The sequence below is a fragment of the Acinetobacter sp. WCHA45 genome, from assembly GCF_002165255.2.
GTDB lineage: Bacteria > Pseudomonadota > Gammaproteobacteria > Pseudomonadales > Moraxellaceae > Acinetobacter.
In genome coordinates this window covers 823,030-838,451 of sequence record NZ_CP028561.1, presented here as the reverse complement: position 1 = coordinate 838,451, position 15,422 = coordinate 823,030, and the positions used below count along the sequence as shown (strand labels likewise).

Below are 15,422 nucleotides of genomic sequence, written 5' to 3'. Positions count from 1 at the left end.
ATAGCGCCAATTTCAAAGATTACTCACAATAACAACCTTATTTTATGCCATACTAATTATGGAAATAATAGGATCATAGATATGAAAAAAACCAATTTATTCATTATCGTTACAAGTGCACTTGTGATCACTGCATGTCAAAGTACACCACACAAATTTAACGGCGTGACGGGTTACCAAATAGAAAATAAAACAACAACTTCAGCCACGATTACTTACACCCTTGCAGCACATACCAATCAAGATTTAGATCAAAAGAAATTACAACATGCATGCAACCAAGTTTTAGGCGTAGGAAAAACTTATAAAATTTCAATACTCAGTGTGAATGAAATTATGAATCCTACACAACAAGAACAATACGGCGTAAAACTTGGAAATAGTCGTGCAACTTTTGGACTTTCTAATTCACCTGATTTCAATAACAGTGAAGGATATGCAACACGACAAGCACTTGAGGCACGCCCGACCACACTTAAAGTCATTCGCTATACCTGTTCATAATAGTTAAAAATAAGGTGGTTGATTTAAACCACCTTAGCTTTATCTGCTTACTTATTATAAGGTCTTATAAAAACTCACATTTCTAAACTCTTTGGATTCATCCAAATCAGGCCAAGTCGTTGCACTGCGTTCATCAATCTTCATATATTGAGGATGGCTAAAGTTTTTAACTCGGCTATCGGCAACCCAAACTTCAGGTGCGAACTTAAGAAATTCATCCAAGAAGAAACGATTGCATTGGTCATACAGCACGTCCGCAGCGAGCAATACATCCACTTGTTCGGCTTTATATAAATCATCCAAATATTCAAGTTCAACATCATTCAACAAAGCATTTTCACGACATGACGCGAGACTTACTGGATCAATATCACAACAGATCACACGTTTCGCACCTGCCATTTTTGCAGCAATTGCAACTACGCCCGAACCTGCACCAAAATCCAAGACCACTTTATCTTTAACATGATGTGGCTCAGCGAGTAACCACTGTGCCATTGCTAAACCAGATGCCCAACAGAAAATCCAATACGGCGTTTCATTCCAAATACGACAAATCACTTCGTCATCCAAACGATCCGTTGGAAAAACTGGTGGAATCAACCATAACGATATAGGTGTTTCAGGAAGCTGCTGTGCTAGTAGATCCGTATTAGGGATGACTTCATGTAATGCTTGAAGTAAATGTTCAGGGGCTTTCGCAAATTGAAATGTACAACTCATATATCTTTAATTCTAAAAAACCCCTCTTATCGAGGGGCTATTAATCTTTAAACTAATGCTTTTTCAGCAGCTTCAACAGTTTGACGAATCAAAGTCGTAATCGTCATTGGCCCCACACCACCTGGAACTGGTGTATAAGCAGAAGCAATCTCTTCGATTCCCACTAATTGAATATCACCGACACCACCGCCATCACGCGGGTGGAAACCTGCATCTACAACAACTGCACCTTGCTTGATCCAGTCTTTTTGAATCAACTCCGCTTTACCCACCGCACCGACAATGATATCTGCTTGTTTTACCAATTCAGCTAAGTTTTGAGTACGTGAGTGGCAAATGGTCACTGTCGCATTCGCCTGTAATAACATCATTGCCATTGGTTTGCCTAAAATCGCTGAGCGACCGACCACAACTGCATGTTTACCCGCGATCTCAATCTTGTTTTCTTGCAAAATGGTCATGATGCCAGCTGGAGTTGCTGAACCATATGCAGCCTCGCCCATAGCCATACGACCAAAACCTAAACACGTCACGCCATCCACATCTTTAGCTAATGAAATGGCATCAAAACATGCTCTTTCATCAATTTGTTCAGGCACTGGGTGCTGCAACAAAATACCGTGTACATCAGGATTCGCATTTAATTTTTGAATTTCAGCAAGCAATTGTTCTGTAGTTGTTTCTTTAGAAAGCTCAACTTTCAATGAATCCATACCGACACGGCGGCAAGCGTTGCCTTTCATACGCACATACGTTGCCGATGCACCATCATCACCAACCAAAATTGTTGCCAAAATTGGGGTACGTCCCGTTTTTGCTTTTAATGCTTCTACACGAACCAACAAATCAGCTTCGATTTGTGTTGCCAACGCACGACCGTCTAAAACCAATGCCACAGCGCATCTCCAAAGTGGGTATGAATCAATTGCGTAAATAATACATGATAATTTGACCAATATTCTTTTAGATGTTGTTTTTATGTGCATATTCACGGCAAACACTATTGTTTTTTTTCTAAAGGTTGCTAATATGTGCATCACCAAATGATGGCGGGGTGGCAGAATGGTCATGCAGCGGACTGCAACTCCGTGTACGCCGGTTCGATTCCGACCCCCGCCTCCAAATTTGGTTTTAAAGCCCGAGTGGTGAAATCGGTAGACACAGGGGATTTAAAATCCCCCGCCCACAAAGCGTGCCAGTTCGAGTCTGGCCTCGGGCACCATTTTTCAGCAAATGAAATTTGGTGCTAAAAATTCCAGCTTAATGCTGGTTTTTTTATGTCTGAAATTTAAGAATAAAAAAGCCAAACATTAACGTTTGGCTCGATGTATCAATCGTTTACGCAACTTGCTGCCCTGCTTTCACTGGCAACAAATTCTTATCAAAACTAAGCTGATATTGTCTGGCTGTATCAATGCTATATTCAGATTTTTTGATTGAATCCACATAAACCCACTGTGACTGTACCTGAGTTTCATCAAACTGAACCATGAGATAACCTCGTTGGTTTAAGTTGCAATAGTTCAGCTCATCAATCAAGGTGGTAAATGCAAATTCAAACTGCTGTAGCTGAGCCAATGGAATATTTAAATATTTTTCCAGACCTGGTGAGGAAACTGAACTGGTTGCCAATTCCACACCTACAAATGCACCATCTTTACTATATAAATTAGAAGACCATGCATTATGGGTATCCCCTGCCAACACCACAACTTTTTTATTTAATTGTGCCAAAGTGCCGTATAAAATTTCACGCTCAACAAAATAACCATCCCATGCATCTAAGTTATAAGGTGCAACGGTGAGGATACGAGCTTTTTCCTGACTGGTTAAGCTCGGATCACCTTGCTTTAAACGCATCTTTAAGGTGACTAGCTCAGTAATTTGCGTATTCATTTTATTTAAGGTGTCGGCAGTTGGATTGCCTGAAGTTATTTCAGCCAAAGAAAGTAACAACTCAGCAGGAATCAACATTTTCGCCATTAATATTTGTTGACCTAAAACATTCCATGTTGCATTAGATTGTTGAAGTTTTCCGAGTAGCCAATCCCGTTGGGTATACCCCATTAAAGTACGTGCAGGGTTGGTTAAGTCCGCTTGGAATTTTGCAGCATTCAAACCATTTGCGGTCATATAATCTACATAATCTAATTGCTGATCACGCGCGATAATACGTGTATCCAACATAGTAAGCTGAACGAGATTACCAAAATCAAAATGTCGATAAATCTTGATATGCTGATCATCAATTGGACGAATCGGCATCCATTCAAAATAAGCTTGCAATGCTGCTAATTTTCTTTCAGAGAATTTACCTTCATTCTTTGCATTTGCTGTTTCTTCAGTATGATTTTCCGCCCCTTCTCGCCATGCATCATTTGCTAATTCATGATCATCCCAAATCACAATAAAAGGATGGCGATGATGTAAAGCTTGTAAGTCTTGATCTTTACGATATAAAGCATAGCGTTTGCGATAGTCATCCAGTTTAATAATTTCTTTATCATTATTCGCAGGAAGCGTACGCCCTAATTTCGCTGCATCTTCTGTCGCATAACCATCAGCGCCATATTCATAAATATAATCGCCTAGATGAATCACGACATCTACATTTTGTTTTGCCATTTCACGGTAAACATAAAAATAGCCTGCTGGATAATTAGAACACGAGCACACAGCAAAACTAACCTTTGATGTACTGGTCGGCAAGGTTTTAGTCTGACCTACTGGCGAAATTTTATCCCCGAAAACAAAACGATAAAAATAGCTTTGATTTGGTTTTAATCCAATTGCATCTACCTTTACAGTAAAGTCCTGTGCAGCGGCGGTAGTGACTTTATCGGTTTTAATAATTTGCTTGAATTGCTGATCTAACGCAATTTCCCAAGTGACTTGCAACCGTGCACTGCTATCACTTGGTGTTAAGCGTGTCCACAAAATCACGCGATCCTGTAGTGGATCACCGCTGGCAACGCCATGTTCAAAATTAACTTGTAATGTCGCTGTTTCTTGATCTGAACTATCATTACATCCTGTAAATCCCGCAGATAAAGACAATGCCCCAAATCCGAATAAACTTTTTTGAATGAGTTCCCGTCGTGAAATTTTTGCTGTCATTTGGATAGCTACCTTAATTTTATTACTTTAAGTAATTAAAACTAAGTTGCTTAAATGAAAGTTTGATCTCAGTTTGATGAAATAATCATGAAAATTATATGACAATGCTTAATTTTTATCTGATAAACACATGAATTGATTGAAAAGAAAGCAATTAATACGTTTTACTCTTGCCAAGTTTTAAAGTCTCCTCTATTATTGCGCACATGCCCGAGTGGTGAAATCGGTAGACACAGGGGATTTAAAATCCCCCGCCCACAAAGCGTGCCAGTTCGAGTCTGGCCTCGGGCACCATTTTTCAAATAATGAAATATGGTGCAAATAAAAATCCAGCGTAAGCTGGTTTTTTTATGTCTAAAATTTAAGACAAGCATAAAAAAATGCCTTAATTAAAATTAAGGCATTTATACTTCTCAATCGAATAAATTTTACTCAACTCTAATAATCTTACCATTTTCATCATGATGCAGCGTGGTTACTTTTTGTTGGCGACCCGCTTGAATCTCGTGTTCAGGCAACTGAAAATAACGTGCATAATCAGGTAGTGCTTTTTCAATTGCATGTTTTTTATGTACGCGTTTTGAAGGTAAAAGCCCCCATAGTAATAATGCTACCGCACACATGAAAAGTGCTGTAATTCCGTGCTCAAGACCTTGACTGAATGCAGCCATTAAACGTTGTGCAAGATGCGTTTTTTGCAGTTCAATTAACACCCAAACCAAAATAAATGGTCGCCATAATAGCAGCCAACCTGCCCACATCATTGCTGTTGTGGTCGTAGAAAAATAACGCTTATGCCATGGGAGTTGGCGACGAACATCGATAATCAAACTATTTGCTTTCATTTCTAGTCTCAGCAAAATGAATCTTGCGACTCAGCGAATTCCACGATCTGGGCTAATCCAACGGGCGCGTTTTTCATCACCACGCAACAGTACCTTTGGAAAGGCGACGATTGTAGCAGTAATCGTAATTAACCAAAACACAAATGGGTACCAAATCATCCAATAATAATTTTTCCCTAGGCTTGGCTCATAACGACTATCCATCCATTTGCTTAAAGCAAACTGAATTAAACAGGTCGCACCTAATAAAATTCCACTACCGTATGGTAAAAATGGTGAACTAACGATAGCAAGGGCTGGGATTGTAAATACAAAATGTAACAACCACATGACAGCCATAATCAACATCAAATATGACCATACTAATGTTAAGCAAAGCTCCAACATTAAAGGCCAGAGAAAATTAAGTTTTGGTTTAAAGAACACATCAATATTCTTAATCAGAACTTGCGCCCCACCCATCGCCCAACGCAAACGTTGCTTCCATAAACCATTAAAAGTCTCTGGCATCAAAATCCAAACCAAAGCATTTGGTTCAAAACGAACATCCCAACCTGCGCGTTGTAATTTCCAAGTGATATCAATATCTTCAGTCAACATATTTGGAGACCAATAATCAACTTGATGTACGGCACTTTTACGGAACGCTGTAATCACACCTGAGACTGTGAATAAACGACCAAAAGTACGTTGTGCACGTTTAATCATGCCAACAATTGAAGAAAACTCACCGACCTGTATACGTCCCAATAAAGTTGAACGTGTACGAATACGTGGATTACCTGTGACTGCTGCAACTGTTGAGTCTTCTAGAAAATGACGCATCATCCATTTAGCAGCATGAGGATCTAGTAACGCATCACCATCAATACCAATCAAGAACTCAGCATCAGTCATTAAACTGCCTGCTTGTAGTCCCATCGCTTTACCTTGGTTTTGAGCAAGATGTACCACACGTAATTTTTCATGCTGCATCGCGAGACGATCCAGCACTTCGCCCGTGTTATCAGAACTACCATCATTAATCGCAATCACTTCAAAGTTTGGATAATCTAATTGCAAAGCATGACTAATGGTTTCTTCTGCGTTATCCCCCTCGTTAAAACAAGGAACGAGTACAGCAACTTTAGGATATTCAGGCAAAGTTGCTGGCTGCTGATATGGAGGATCTTGGCGTTCTTTCCAATAAAAAATAATTGCCCCAACCATCCATAAATACGACATAAATAATGGATAATAGAAAACAAATTTAATGGCATAGGCCCATAATAAAGCAATTATACTCATCGACACATTACTCCGTTATGGTACTAATTGTGATGATTTTAAAGCAAAAGCCTTACGCATCGTTTCCACATCTGGGTGTTCTTTAATCGGATCGTCAGGATAATATGCAATGTGCATCGCACCTTGTTGGTAAAGTGACTTAATTGTTGCTGCCATTTCTTCAGAAGGAATCTTCTGATCATTACGCCAGTTAATGGCTTGTAACTCCATCACTGTCTTTTTAATCCCGTTTGGATATTGTTTCACCCGATTCATAATATCCGTATAAAATTTTTCGGGATGATCAGATTGCTCCATATACGGCATTGCCATTATTGCAGTGAAATCATAACGTCTTAATGACTCTTCTAAAGACTGTGCATACCAATTTTCGGCGTACGGGTTAAGGGCAACTTGCGCATACAAATTACGTGCAGTCATCAAATAAGGCTGATATTGACGTACCTCACCTGCGAGCTCCATTGCAAAATCATCTAGGGTACGCGTTTTATAAGCAGTCCATTTCTGTAACTTGTCGTCATTATTTCGTATTTTGGCCAAATCCGTTGGCAAACCTTGTTTCGCATAGGCTGCTAGTGCTTGAGGGCTTGCATCTTCATAATCAGATAATGTCACATCATCATGAAATAACAGGCCATCAAATGGCGTTGATTTTGCAAGATCTTGATAAATCTCTTTAATGGTTTGTCTTGCTTTTGGTGAATATGGGCTTAAGCGGATATACCCCATATTCAAATGCTCGCCTGCTTTTGCTTGTTGCGTGACAACTAAATCCTTTGACACTGGGTCTGATTTAGGTAATTCCCATGCAAGTAAAGGCATCCAAGCATACAAACGCTGTACTGGCGTACGTGTTTGAATTTGCCAAGCTACTCGGTTAAATAAATCCGCACGCATTGGAATATGACGATTTGGGAAATACACCATATCAGCAGAACCATTTGCATCAGGATCAGAAAATGCTTGTAAATAAACAGTCTTGACTCCCATTGCATTGATACGATCTAACAGATTACCTAAATTGCGTTCCTGTTGTTGTGGGTCTGGATCATAGATATAATCTAAATCCACATGCATGATCTTTTGCGGACGATTATTATCATTCAAATTCAGTTCGCGGTTCTTAATTTCTTGTGCCAAGGCATTGGTTGACATATTTCCTTGAATTAAAATACGCCCCATATTTTGGATCGATTGTTTGGCATGATCAGCGCCATCATCCAAAGTAATGGTAATCGGCATACCCAATTGTTTAGAAATTTGAACTAATTGCATATTGTAGCGACCATAAGGCCAGACCATGACACGTGGTGAACGTAAACCATGTGCCTGCAATAATTCATTATTTTTCTTTAAATCTTGATAAACACGTGCTTGATAATTTGCATCACTTTCATAGGTTTTCGTATTTGAATCATAGATCCGAGTAATCGCTGCTGGTTCTGAATTACCTTGAGGGTTTGCGTTTACTCCTCGATGCAAATGATAGCTATGGCTCGCAATTTCAACTAAGCCACTATTTTGCATTTCTTTGAGTTCATTCCAACTCAAAATTTTATTGCGCGTAATCTCTTCCCCACCAAAGTCTACTTTCTGATTAGCTTTTGGCTCTAACCAAGAACCGACAACTGCTAATACCACTGGAATTTTTTTCGCACGTACAATTGGATAGGCATTTTGATAAAAAGACTGATAACCATCATCTACTGTCAATAACACAGGTTTAGTGGGTAAAGTATATTTGCCCTGATGCGCTTTAATCAGTTGATCGACATTGATAAAGTGATAGCCATTATTTTGTAACCAATCGATGTGCTCGCTGAATTGTTGTGCTGTTACTGCATAACTTGGGATGAGTGCATCTTTATGCTCGGTAATTTCATGATAACCAATGACGGTTAACGTTGTCGCATCAATTTTGGAATTTTCTGCAAAAGTTGCTGTATTCGCAACTAAACCAATCATTAGACCTAAAAATGTTTTTAAGGTCGGAGACACTAAACGTGTTGTCATAGAGATATCTTCTCAATATTCGAAAATGGCTGAGGGCGAATCATGCATGAATCATCTTACAATTTGTGGACAAATAAGATTTTTAGCGAGTCAGCTGGGAGCAAGGACTGTATTTATAATTTTAAAAACTGAAAATAATCTTAAAAAAATATTTTATAAATTTTATCGCAATATACATCAATACTTTAACAATATGTAATTAGGTTCCTAACACGATACGTATTAAGAACCTAGTGAGCTAAATATAAAAGCTTAATATTGAATGAGCTGAAAATTTGGATGCTCAGAAAGTTGTTGTAAATAATAACGTTCTTTTTGATAAAAATATTTATATAAGCGATTTACCCATTCACCACGACGGAATGTCTGAATCTTTTTATTCACGCCATCATATTGTAGCAAGAGGACATTCCCTTCTAATGGAGATAATAAGGTAATCTGATAGTCAGGATGTGAATGCTGATGTGAAGGAATCAGCTCTCGTATAATCTCGACCTTGTTCTCTCCATCCATCCAATAATGTTTATCAGTCAATGCTTTTTCATTGACCCAAAAACCATTTTCAGCGCCATTATAAGTATTAATCAAGAAAAAATTATGTAATTCTTTTAATAGCTCAGAAGCGGTAATATCCAAATAATCATTCATAGCTGCCTCACTCACTCAATTTTTTGGTGCTCGTTAACACAAGCATAGATTTTTTATAATTTACCTCGCCATGTTTATGAATCTGCTGATCATGGATGGCAACATTAAAAGCAATTTTTCCAAAAGGTAAATTAACATCACATTTTTTGTAAAAACTTTGATTCAAAATGGATTGCTCTTTGTTTAAAAGATATACAGAACCTTCTATAGAATCAATAATTTTAAGCAGATTGTTAAAAACAGAAGATTTAAATAAAAATTTTTAAAATCAATATATTGAGATTAATTCATTTTTTTGATTTGTATTGTTTTTGTACTTTTTTTTTGCAAAGCGGCTTTGTTGCATAAATAAATTTTATCCCCATACATGTTAGATGAATACAGAATCAAAAAGCCGATACAAAACAACGAACTGGTCTGAGTACAATCAGGCTTTACGTCAACGGGGTGCTTTCACCATTTGGTTTGATCCCCAAATGCAATGGTCTGCAACACCTACTGGAAAAAAAGGACGTCAACCTACCTACACTGATATAGCAATTCAATTTGCCCTGACGATACGAAACCTGTTCCAACTGGCTTTACGCCAAACACAAGGTTTCATTCAAAGCCTTTTTCAAATGGCTCACCTCGACTGGAATGTTCCAGACTTCTCAACATTGAGTCGGCGAGCAGATAAGCTCCAGCCACTTCTACATAAATCAGCAAAAAATCCACAGGAAGACTTGCATATTTTAGTTGATAGCACAGGGATCAAAGTTACAGGTGATGGGGAATGGGTGCGTAAAAAACATGGCGTAAACCAACATCGTCAATGGCTGAAATTACATCTTGCGACAGATGCAAACAGTGGAGAAATACAAGCGGTTGAAGTCACGACCTGCCAATATGGTGATGCTGAAATGCTCCAACCTCTTTTAGATCAAATTGATGAACCCATTGCATCTGTCAGGGCTGATGGTGCTTATGACACAGTGAATTGTTATGATGCGATTTTAAAACGGCAAGCAAATGTAATTATCCCTCCTCGTTCCAATGCTGCTTTATGGGCAGAAAATGAAATTGGTAAAGCAAGGAATCATGCAGTACAAGGCTGTTGGGACAGGGGTCAAAAGCAGTGGAAACGAGATATTGGTTATCATCGACGATCCAGAATAGAGGCTAAAATGTTTGCCTTGAAACGACTTGGACAAGGTGTATCTAGTCGATGCTTTAATCGTCAGGTGGTTGACTTGCAAATAAGAGTCGATATTTTGAATAAATTTACTCAACTTGGTACAGCTAAAACGGTGGCTGTTGCATAAATATCTGAAGATTAGAACAACTCTACCTTTCGTCTATTTGTGCAACAAAGCCTTGCAAAGCATGAATGAAGCAATCAAATCAATGCCATCATGCTTTGCATCATTGAGACTAAATCACTCGTCGCGAGTTTTAACATCAAATAATTCAATTTCAAAAATCAGATTTGAATTTGCTGGAATAATTTTTCCCATTTTGCGTTCGCCATAAGCTAAATGTGCAGGTACGATTAATTTACGCTTCCCACCAACGCGCATTCCCATGATGCCTTGATCCCAACCTTTGATTACTCGCCCTGTACCAATCACCGTCTCAAAATAATTCCCGCGATCAATTGAAGAATCGAACTGAGTACCATCTTCCAACCACCCTGTATAGTGTGTTGTGATTAAAGCACCTTTAACAGCTTCTTTACCTTCACCTACTTTTAAATCAATAATTTGTAATTCAGCGCTCATTTTTTTCTCCAAACCTGATTTATTGCAATTGTAACCATTGAATATCGACTTGACCGTTATCGCTTAACAAAGTCCATTCTCCATCCATAATATTAAGCTGTAATTGCATCGTGCGTTCACATAAGCCTTCAAGTGCCTGTGTAGTCTGAGATGCTAATTGCCAAACTTCCACATTACTCAAAGTCTTAATCTTGGTATTTTTTTGCCACCAATCAGCAGCTTGTGAGCCATAGGTAATCACAGCCACTTTTTTACAACGAGCACTGGCTTTTTTCACTTTATCTTCAGATGGACAACCGACTTCAATCCAGTTTTCTAAAAGCCCTGTTAAATCTTTTTGCCATAACGCAGGCTCATCCGTTTCAAACAAATCTTTGGTGAATTCTAATCGCTCATCGGCATAATGGGCGTAAGCAAGAATACGAACCATCAAACGTTCAATAGTCTCTGACGGATGTAAGGCAAGTGTTAGCTGATAATCTGCATAGATATGCTGATCCATATTGGCAATATTCAGATCTGCCTTATATATTGTTGCTTTTAGCGCCATAAAAAATACTCTTAAATACGGTGTACTCAAATTTGGCGCTAAGCATACTCTATTTTATTACAGAAAATATCGGCTTTCATCATTTTGGGCATCAGTTAGATCAAGGCGACAATTTAATAATTGTGTTTCAAACCCCAACCAATCTTGTTCGGATTGGCAAATAATTTCAATTCGATTATCAATACTCTCTTCAGCAGACTTATAGTTAAATTGTTGAGGATTAAAGTTAAAACTTTTCCAACCTTGATCCGTATTAAATATGCCTTTGATACGGGCCCAATTTTGTTGCGTACACAACAAATCCAACAGTTCAAAAAATTTAAATTGCCAGCGTTTAGGCAATTTCCAACCTGCAACGGTATAACCTTGGGCCGTTTCTACATAATGATATGGAAGTTGTTTTATTTCTAACGGAGGCTCAATAGCCTGTGTTTGTTGTAACTTGAGTAAAGGTTGGATCTTACGTTGTACAGGTTGTTGCATAATATCAATCTGAGACAATTCAATTTTGCCACACTCAACTTCAATCCAATGCTGGACATAAGTGTCATATTCTTGTTTTAAAGCAGCATAGGCTTGATGATCTGCTACTGACATACAATCAATATGCGAGAGGACTACGATTTGGGCAGATTTCAGTTGATCGGTATATAAGTTCTGTTTAACCCAATCTTCATCATGTAGACGACTCCCATCTACAACAATCACCAAAGCACGCATTGCTAAACTACTTTGCCAATGTGGCTCGGTCAGTTGTTCCAATAATTGTGCAGGATGACCTAAACCCGTTGGTTCGATAAATAAACGATCAGGTTTACTTTCACTGAGTAAGCGAGCTAGTGCAATTTGCATAGGAAGTTGACTGCTACAACACAAGCATCCACCAAGTAGTTCTTTGACAGCATAGCCTTGTTGTTGGGTAATCAGTTGTTGATCAACACCTATTTGCCCAAACTCATTCATTAGAACAGCCCAAACTTCGTTTTCAGGCTTTTGAGTTAATAAATGCTGCAATAGCGTTGTTTTACCTGCACCTAAAAAACCAGAAATAATGTGAGTAGCAACAATTTTGGGAGCAATAAACTTCACGATTTACTCGCATTAAAAATTTATTTCATTCTAAAGAGAAAAATATGCGAAATAAAATAAAGAATGAAATTTATGAAACAATTCAATTAAAAACATAAATAGAGAGAATTAAATCACAAAATTAATCCCAAAATACTATTTAAAAATAAGATATAAATGTTTTATCCAATGATTAAACTATTTGCAAAAGAAAGCTCTTGTTTAAAACACGTAAAATCATAGATTATTTTCTAATCAAAAATACATATTTATATACATTTTATTGATAGGTTCAGGCATATAACTTTACAAGCGCATCACAAAACCACGTTTTATGATGCTCTATTGTTAAGTTTTCCGTAAAAGATTGTTAAGAATATTGCTGTAAAAAACTTAGGCACTTAGCATAAAACTCATGCAGAAATTCAAGATTTGTTCTCACTCATCTCTGGAATTGAAGCTGTAATTTTTTAATTAAGTTTAAATATGGATGCCAAACATGAAACTCATTAAGACTTTAATTGCGACAACATTTGCTTTAACAGCGGCAACAACATTTGCAGCTTCGGCTCATGACAAATCACATAGCACCAAAACCACCGAAGAGAAAGTCGTGGTATCAAATCAAGAGCAACCTGAAACTCTAAATCCAGCTACGACAGACACCACAGCAAGTGATGCAGCAACATCGGCTGCTCCGACGGCTAGTAAATAATTTGATCTTCAGGTTCCTCCAGACCCTTTAGAACAACATTTGTAATGATTTGACTCATCTTTACAAATAAAAAAAGATCGAACCATGCTGCGGTTCGATCTTTTTTTTAGATCACTAGAAATGTGATGAATAAATCAACACTGACTAGTTTTTTTGAAAATACTGCAAGAAGGTTGCTGTACTTCTTGTAAACGTAGGTCCTTACGCTGTTCTGCAGCTTCGAAACGACAACGCTTCCAATCCGTATCTAATTTTAATGTCGGAACAACTTTAGGTTTACGCTCCTCATCCACAGCAACCATGGTGAAATAGCAGGTATTGGTATGTCTGATTGTACGCTTTTGAATATTCTGTGCTTCTACACGAATACCGACTTCCATAGAAGTACGTCCTACATGATTAACACTCGCTAAAAATGTGACTAATTCACCAACGTAAATTGGCTCTTTAAAATTAACTTTATCAACAGACAATGTCACAACATAACTGCCTGAATAACGGCTTGCACAAGCATAAGCAACTTGGTCAAGCAGTTTTAAAATTGCTCCACCATGAACATTACCTGAAAAGTTTGCCATATCAGGTGTCATTAAAACTGACATTGTAAGCTCTGACTGATCATCAGGTGCTTGGTTCAATTGATCTAATGGATACATAGGAGAACTCATAGGAGAATACAACATGTGTATTATCGTTCATTCCTCAACGTAAAAACACGTATAAATGTATAAAACATCATCAACTATTTTTATGATAGATCGAAACATTATTTCAATAGGATTACATATAGACCCTTTTTATTAGATTTTATCTAAAATTAACAATGTGTTATTAACCAGATAAATACTCATCATACAAAATTTTATATCTAATAATTTAATTTAAATTTGTAGCTTGAATGAGTCCCATCACGCCATTAACGATCATATCGACAGCAATTGTACCGATCAGTAAAGCAGATAAACGCCCCATAATGTCAAAGTAACGATCAATATACTTCGCATGCTTGTAGCGTAAATGATCGTGTCCGTATTTCATCGCGATAAGAATACTGCAAGTTAACGCCAATGTGAGGGCAATCACAGCAATTGCTCCTCCAAATGGAACACTCACGCCTGTGACAACCGCAGCACTAATTGTTCCTGGTCCGATCATAAAAGGCATAGCAATCGTACCTGCTAAATGCTCAGGAGCACCACGCATTTCACCGATTGTTTCTGCACCCTGAAACACATAACGATAACCAATTACAAGAAAAATTAGTCCACCAAATATTTGGAAAGATTCAAATCTTACATTTAGGTAGCGACTAAAAATATTCTCGCCCCCCCATGCAAATAATGCAAAAATAGCAAAAGCAATTAAGCTCCCTTGAATCAATGCTTTATTAAATACTTTTACATCGGTATTCCGAGTCATCCCGACCATGTAGACACTCATCAGGAACGGATTCAGTAATGAAAAAACAATGCAAATGCATGGATATAGGGTGAAAACATAAAACTCCCGTTATTACGATTAATACCTAAACTTCGTTCTAGTTAAAGTAAATGAGAATAGAATTTCAAAACGATTCCAACTGATTAATCAAACAAAGAATGCATATGCTGCGATTCAACACTTAAAAAACAGTATCATCGCTTGAACCCACGTATCTTAAATTAGTTAATTTAAAAAAAACTCATAAGTGATACAGGCAAAAAGTGCGATCAAATAAACAGCGAAAAACTGATAAATAGTTTTTATGAACCGTAAAATCATAAAAATTAACCAGTTTGAATATGTTCGCATATTCATATTTCTTTAAATTTGTAGCGCTGTATATAACTAGTATTGAAAATGTAAAATAAGGATTTAATCAGTATATGAACTGTCTGATCAGCGTATTCTGGATCAGCAAATACAGGCACACGTACAAGCACTTGCGTCATCCCTACATGCCAATCAGCTTTCACATTTGCGTTATCGTGAAGGCAGTATCAGCTATCTGGATGTGATTGATTCGGACTGGAATCTTGCAGCAAGAGCAACTCGCTGCACAGCTTCATGGCAGTCGAATGATTGCTAGCGTAGATCTTATTCGGGCTTTAGGTGTTGGTTGGCATGAACCTAAGCTGCCGAGTCATATGCTATTGTTTTAATGAAGAGATTTAAATATATATTGCTTCTTTGAAGTTCCAATTTAACTAAAC

The 15,422-nt window shown here is 37.8% G+C and carries 14 protein-coding genes, 3 tRNA genes and 2 pseudogenes; 7 read left to right on the top strand and 12 right to left on the bottom strand.

Going from position 1 to position 15,422, the window contains the following annotated elements:
* Positions 1 to 81: 81 nt before the first annotated feature.
* A complete protein-coding gene (locus CDG55_RS05380; RefSeq protein WP_087536978.1) occupies positions 82 to 504 on the top strand; it encodes a hypothetical protein in 423 nt (140 codons plus the stop codon).
* Between the two features lie 54 nt (positions 505 to 558).
* Here the strand turns inward: CDG55_RS05380 and CDG55_RS05375 are convergent, their stop codons facing one another.
* Positions 559 to 1,227, bottom strand: a complete 669-nt coding sequence (locus CDG55_RS05375) for a class I SAM-dependent methyltransferase (RefSeq protein ID WP_087536977.1) — start codon at positions 1,225 to 1,227, stop codon at positions 559 to 561.
* A 47-nt stretch (positions 1,228 to 1,274) separates the two neighbouring features.
* Positions 1,275 to 2,123, bottom strand: a complete 849-nt coding sequence (gene folD / locus CDG55_RS05370) for a bifunctional methylenetetrahydrofolate dehydrogenase/methenyltetrahydrofolate cyclohydrolase FolD (protein ID WP_087536976.1) — start codon at positions 2,121 to 2,123, stop codon at positions 1,275 to 1,277.
* A 152-nt stretch (positions 2,124 to 2,275) separates the two neighbouring features.
* On the opposite strand from folD, the gene CDG55_RS05365 reads away from it, so the two are divergent.
* Positions 2,276 to 2,349: transfer RNA gene (locus tag CDG55_RS05365), tRNA-Cys, on the top strand.
* Positions 2,350 to 2,363: 14 nt separating this feature from the next.
* Positions 2,364 to 2,449: transfer RNA gene (locus tag CDG55_RS05360), tRNA-Leu, on the top strand.
* Between the two features lie 116 nt (positions 2,450 to 2,565).
* Here the strand turns inward: CDG55_RS05360 and CDG55_RS05355 are convergent.
* Positions 2,566 to 4,344 (bottom strand): alkaline phosphatase D family protein, encoded by a 1,779-nt coding sequence (locus CDG55_RS05355; RefSeq protein ID WP_087536975.1) that lies wholly within the window; start codon positions 4,342 to 4,344, stop codon positions 2,566 to 2,568.
* Positions 4,345 to 4,552: 208 nt separating this feature from the next.
* On the opposite strand from CDG55_RS05355, the gene CDG55_RS05350 reads away from it, so the two are divergent.
* Positions 4,553 to 4,638: transfer RNA gene (locus CDG55_RS05350), tRNA-Leu, on the top strand.
* A 134-nt stretch (positions 4,639 to 4,772) separates the two neighbouring features.
* Here the strand turns inward: CDG55_RS05350 and pgaD are convergent.
* From pgaD to CDG55_RS05330, 4 genes are all read right to left on the bottom strand, one after another.
* Complete coding sequence (gene pgaD / locus CDG55_RS05345) at positions 4,773 to 5,189, bottom strand: poly-beta-1,6-N-acetyl-D-glucosamine biosynthesis protein PgaD (RefSeq protein ID WP_087536974.1); 417 nt, start codon at positions 5,187 to 5,189, stop codon at positions 4,773 to 4,775.
* A 30-nt stretch (positions 5,190 to 5,219) separates the two neighbouring features.
* A complete protein-coding gene (gene pgaC / locus CDG55_RS05340) occupies positions 5,220 to 6,476 on the bottom strand; it encodes a poly-beta-1,6-N-acetyl-D-glucosamine synthase (RefSeq protein ID WP_005158135.1) in 1,257 nt (418 codons plus the stop codon).
* Positions 6,477 to 6,491: 15 nt separating this feature from the next.
* Positions 6,492 to 8,489, bottom strand: a complete 1,998-nt coding sequence (gene pgaB, locus CDG55_RS05335; RefSeq protein ID WP_005158137.1) for a poly-beta-1,6-N-acetyl-D-glucosamine N-deacetylase PgaB — start codon at positions 8,487 to 8,489, stop codon at positions 6,492 to 6,494.
* Positions 8,490 to 8,741: 252 nt separating this feature from the next.
* Positions 8,742 to 9,137, bottom strand: coding sequence for a hypothetical protein (locus tag CDG55_RS05330; protein ID WP_087536973.1), 396 nt, complete (start codon positions 9,135 to 9,137; stop codon positions 8,742 to 8,744).
* Between the two features lie 374 nt (positions 9,138 to 9,511).
* Between CDG55_RS05330 and CDG55_RS05325 the strand changes: the two genes are divergently transcribed.
* A complete protein-coding gene (locus tag CDG55_RS05325; RefSeq protein ID WP_111313910.1) occupies positions 9,512 to 10,441 on the top strand; it encodes an IS5-like element ISAba10 family transposase in 930 nt (309 codons plus the stop codon).
* 114 nt (positions 10,442 to 10,555) lie between these two features.
* Here the strand turns inward: CDG55_RS05325 and CDG55_RS05320 are convergent, their stop codons facing one another.
* Genes CDG55_RS05320 through CDG55_RS05310 form a run of 3 tightly spaced genes read right to left on the bottom strand, consistent with a single transcriptional unit; the run spans position 10,556 to position 12,536 of the window.
* Positions 10,556 to 10,897 (bottom strand): FKBP-type peptidyl-prolyl cis-trans isomerase, encoded by a 342-nt coding sequence (locus CDG55_RS05320; RefSeq protein ID WP_005158141.1) that lies wholly within the window; start codon positions 10,895 to 10,897, stop codon positions 10,556 to 10,558.
* 19 nt (positions 10,898 to 10,916) lie between these two features.
* Positions 10,917 to 11,447, bottom strand: coding sequence for a YaeQ family protein (locus tag CDG55_RS05315; protein ID WP_087537192.1), 531 nt, complete (start codon positions 11,445 to 11,447; stop codon positions 10,917 to 10,919).
* Between the two features lie 57 nt (positions 11,448 to 11,504).
* Positions 11,505 to 12,536, bottom strand: coding sequence for a CobW family GTP-binding protein (locus CDG55_RS05310; RefSeq protein WP_087537191.1), 1,032 nt, complete (start codon positions 12,534 to 12,536; stop codon positions 11,505 to 11,507).
* A 478-nt stretch (positions 12,537 to 13,014) separates the two neighbouring features.
* Here CDG55_RS05310 and CDG55_RS05305 point away from each other — a divergent pair, with 478 nt between their 5' ends.
* Positions 13,015 to 13,230: a hypothetical protein gene (locus CDG55_RS05305; protein WP_087537190.1), complete on the top strand. Its 216-nt coding sequence runs from the start codon at positions 13,015 to 13,017 to the stop codon at positions 13,228 to 13,230.
* Between the two features lie 134 nt (positions 13,231 to 13,364).
* On the opposite strand, the gene CDG55_RS05300 is transcribed toward CDG55_RS05305, so the two are convergent.
* Together CDG55_RS05300 and CDG55_RS05295 are read right to left on the bottom strand one after the other, a co-directional pair.
* Positions 13,365 to 13,886 (bottom strand): acyl-CoA thioesterase, encoded by a 522-nt coding sequence (locus CDG55_RS05300; RefSeq protein WP_005158145.1) that lies wholly within the window; start codon positions 13,884 to 13,886, stop codon positions 13,365 to 13,367.
* Positions 13,887 to 14,106: 220 nt separating this feature from the next.
* Positions 14,107 to 14,729 (bottom strand): annotated as a pseudogene (locus CDG55_RS05295) (MarC family protein).
* 371 nt (positions 14,730 to 15,100) lie between these two features.
* On the opposite strand from CDG55_RS05295, the pseudogene CDG55_RS05290 reads away from it, so the two are divergent.
* A pseudogene (locus CDG55_RS05290) lies at positions 15,101 to 15,371 on the top strand (hypothetical protein); the annotation flags it as partial.
* Positions 15,372 to 15,422: the final 51 nt, after the last annotated feature.

Excerpts from the sequence above, each read along its gene's own strand:
- CDG55_RS05320 (WP_005158141.1), bottom strand. The coding sequence starts at position 10,897 with ATGAGCGCTGAATTACAAATTATTGATTTAAAAGTAGGTGAAGGTAAA.
- pgaB (WP_005158137.1), bottom strand. The coding sequence starts at position 8,489 with ATGACAACACGTTTAGTGTCTCCGACCTTAAAAACATTTTTAGGTCTA.
- CDG55_RS05300 (WP_005158145.1), bottom strand. The coding sequence starts at position 13,886 with ATGTATCCATTAGATCAATTGAACCAAGCACCTGATGATCAGTCAGAG.
- CDG55_RS05330 (WP_087536973.1), bottom strand. The coding sequence starts at position 9,137 with ATGAATGATTATTTGGATATTACCGCTTCTGAGCTATTAAAAGAATTA.
- pgaC (WP_005158135.1), bottom strand. The coding sequence starts at position 6,476 with ATGAGTATAATTGCTTTATTATGGGCCTATGCCATTAAATTTGTTTTC.
- CDG55_RS05305 (WP_087537190.1), top strand. The coding sequence starts at position 13,015 with ATGAAACTCATTAAGACTTTAATTGCGACAACATTTGCTTTAACAGCG.
- CDG55_RS05325 (WP_111313910.1), top strand. The coding sequence starts at position 9,512 with ATGAATACAGAATCAAAAAGCCGATACAAAACAACGAACTGGTCTGAG.
- CDG55_RS05380 (WP_087536978.1), top strand. The coding sequence starts at position 82 with ATGAAAAAAACCAATTTATTCATTATCGTTACAAGTGCACTTGTGATC.
- CDG55_RS05375 (WP_087536977.1), bottom strand. The coding sequence starts at position 1,227 with ATGAGTTGTACATTTCAATTTGCGAAAGCCCCTGAACATTTACTTCAA.
- CDG55_RS05355 (WP_087536975.1), bottom strand. The coding sequence starts at position 4,344 with ATGACAGCAAAAATTTCACGACGGGAACTCATTCAAAAAAGTTTATTC.
- CDG55_RS05315 (WP_087537192.1), bottom strand. The coding sequence starts at position 11,447 with ATGGCGCTAAAAGCAACAATATATAAGGCAGATCTGAATATTGCCAAT.
- pgaD (WP_087536974.1), bottom strand. The coding sequence starts at position 5,189 with ATGAAAGCAAATAGTTTGATTATCGATGTTCGTCGCCAACTCCCATGG.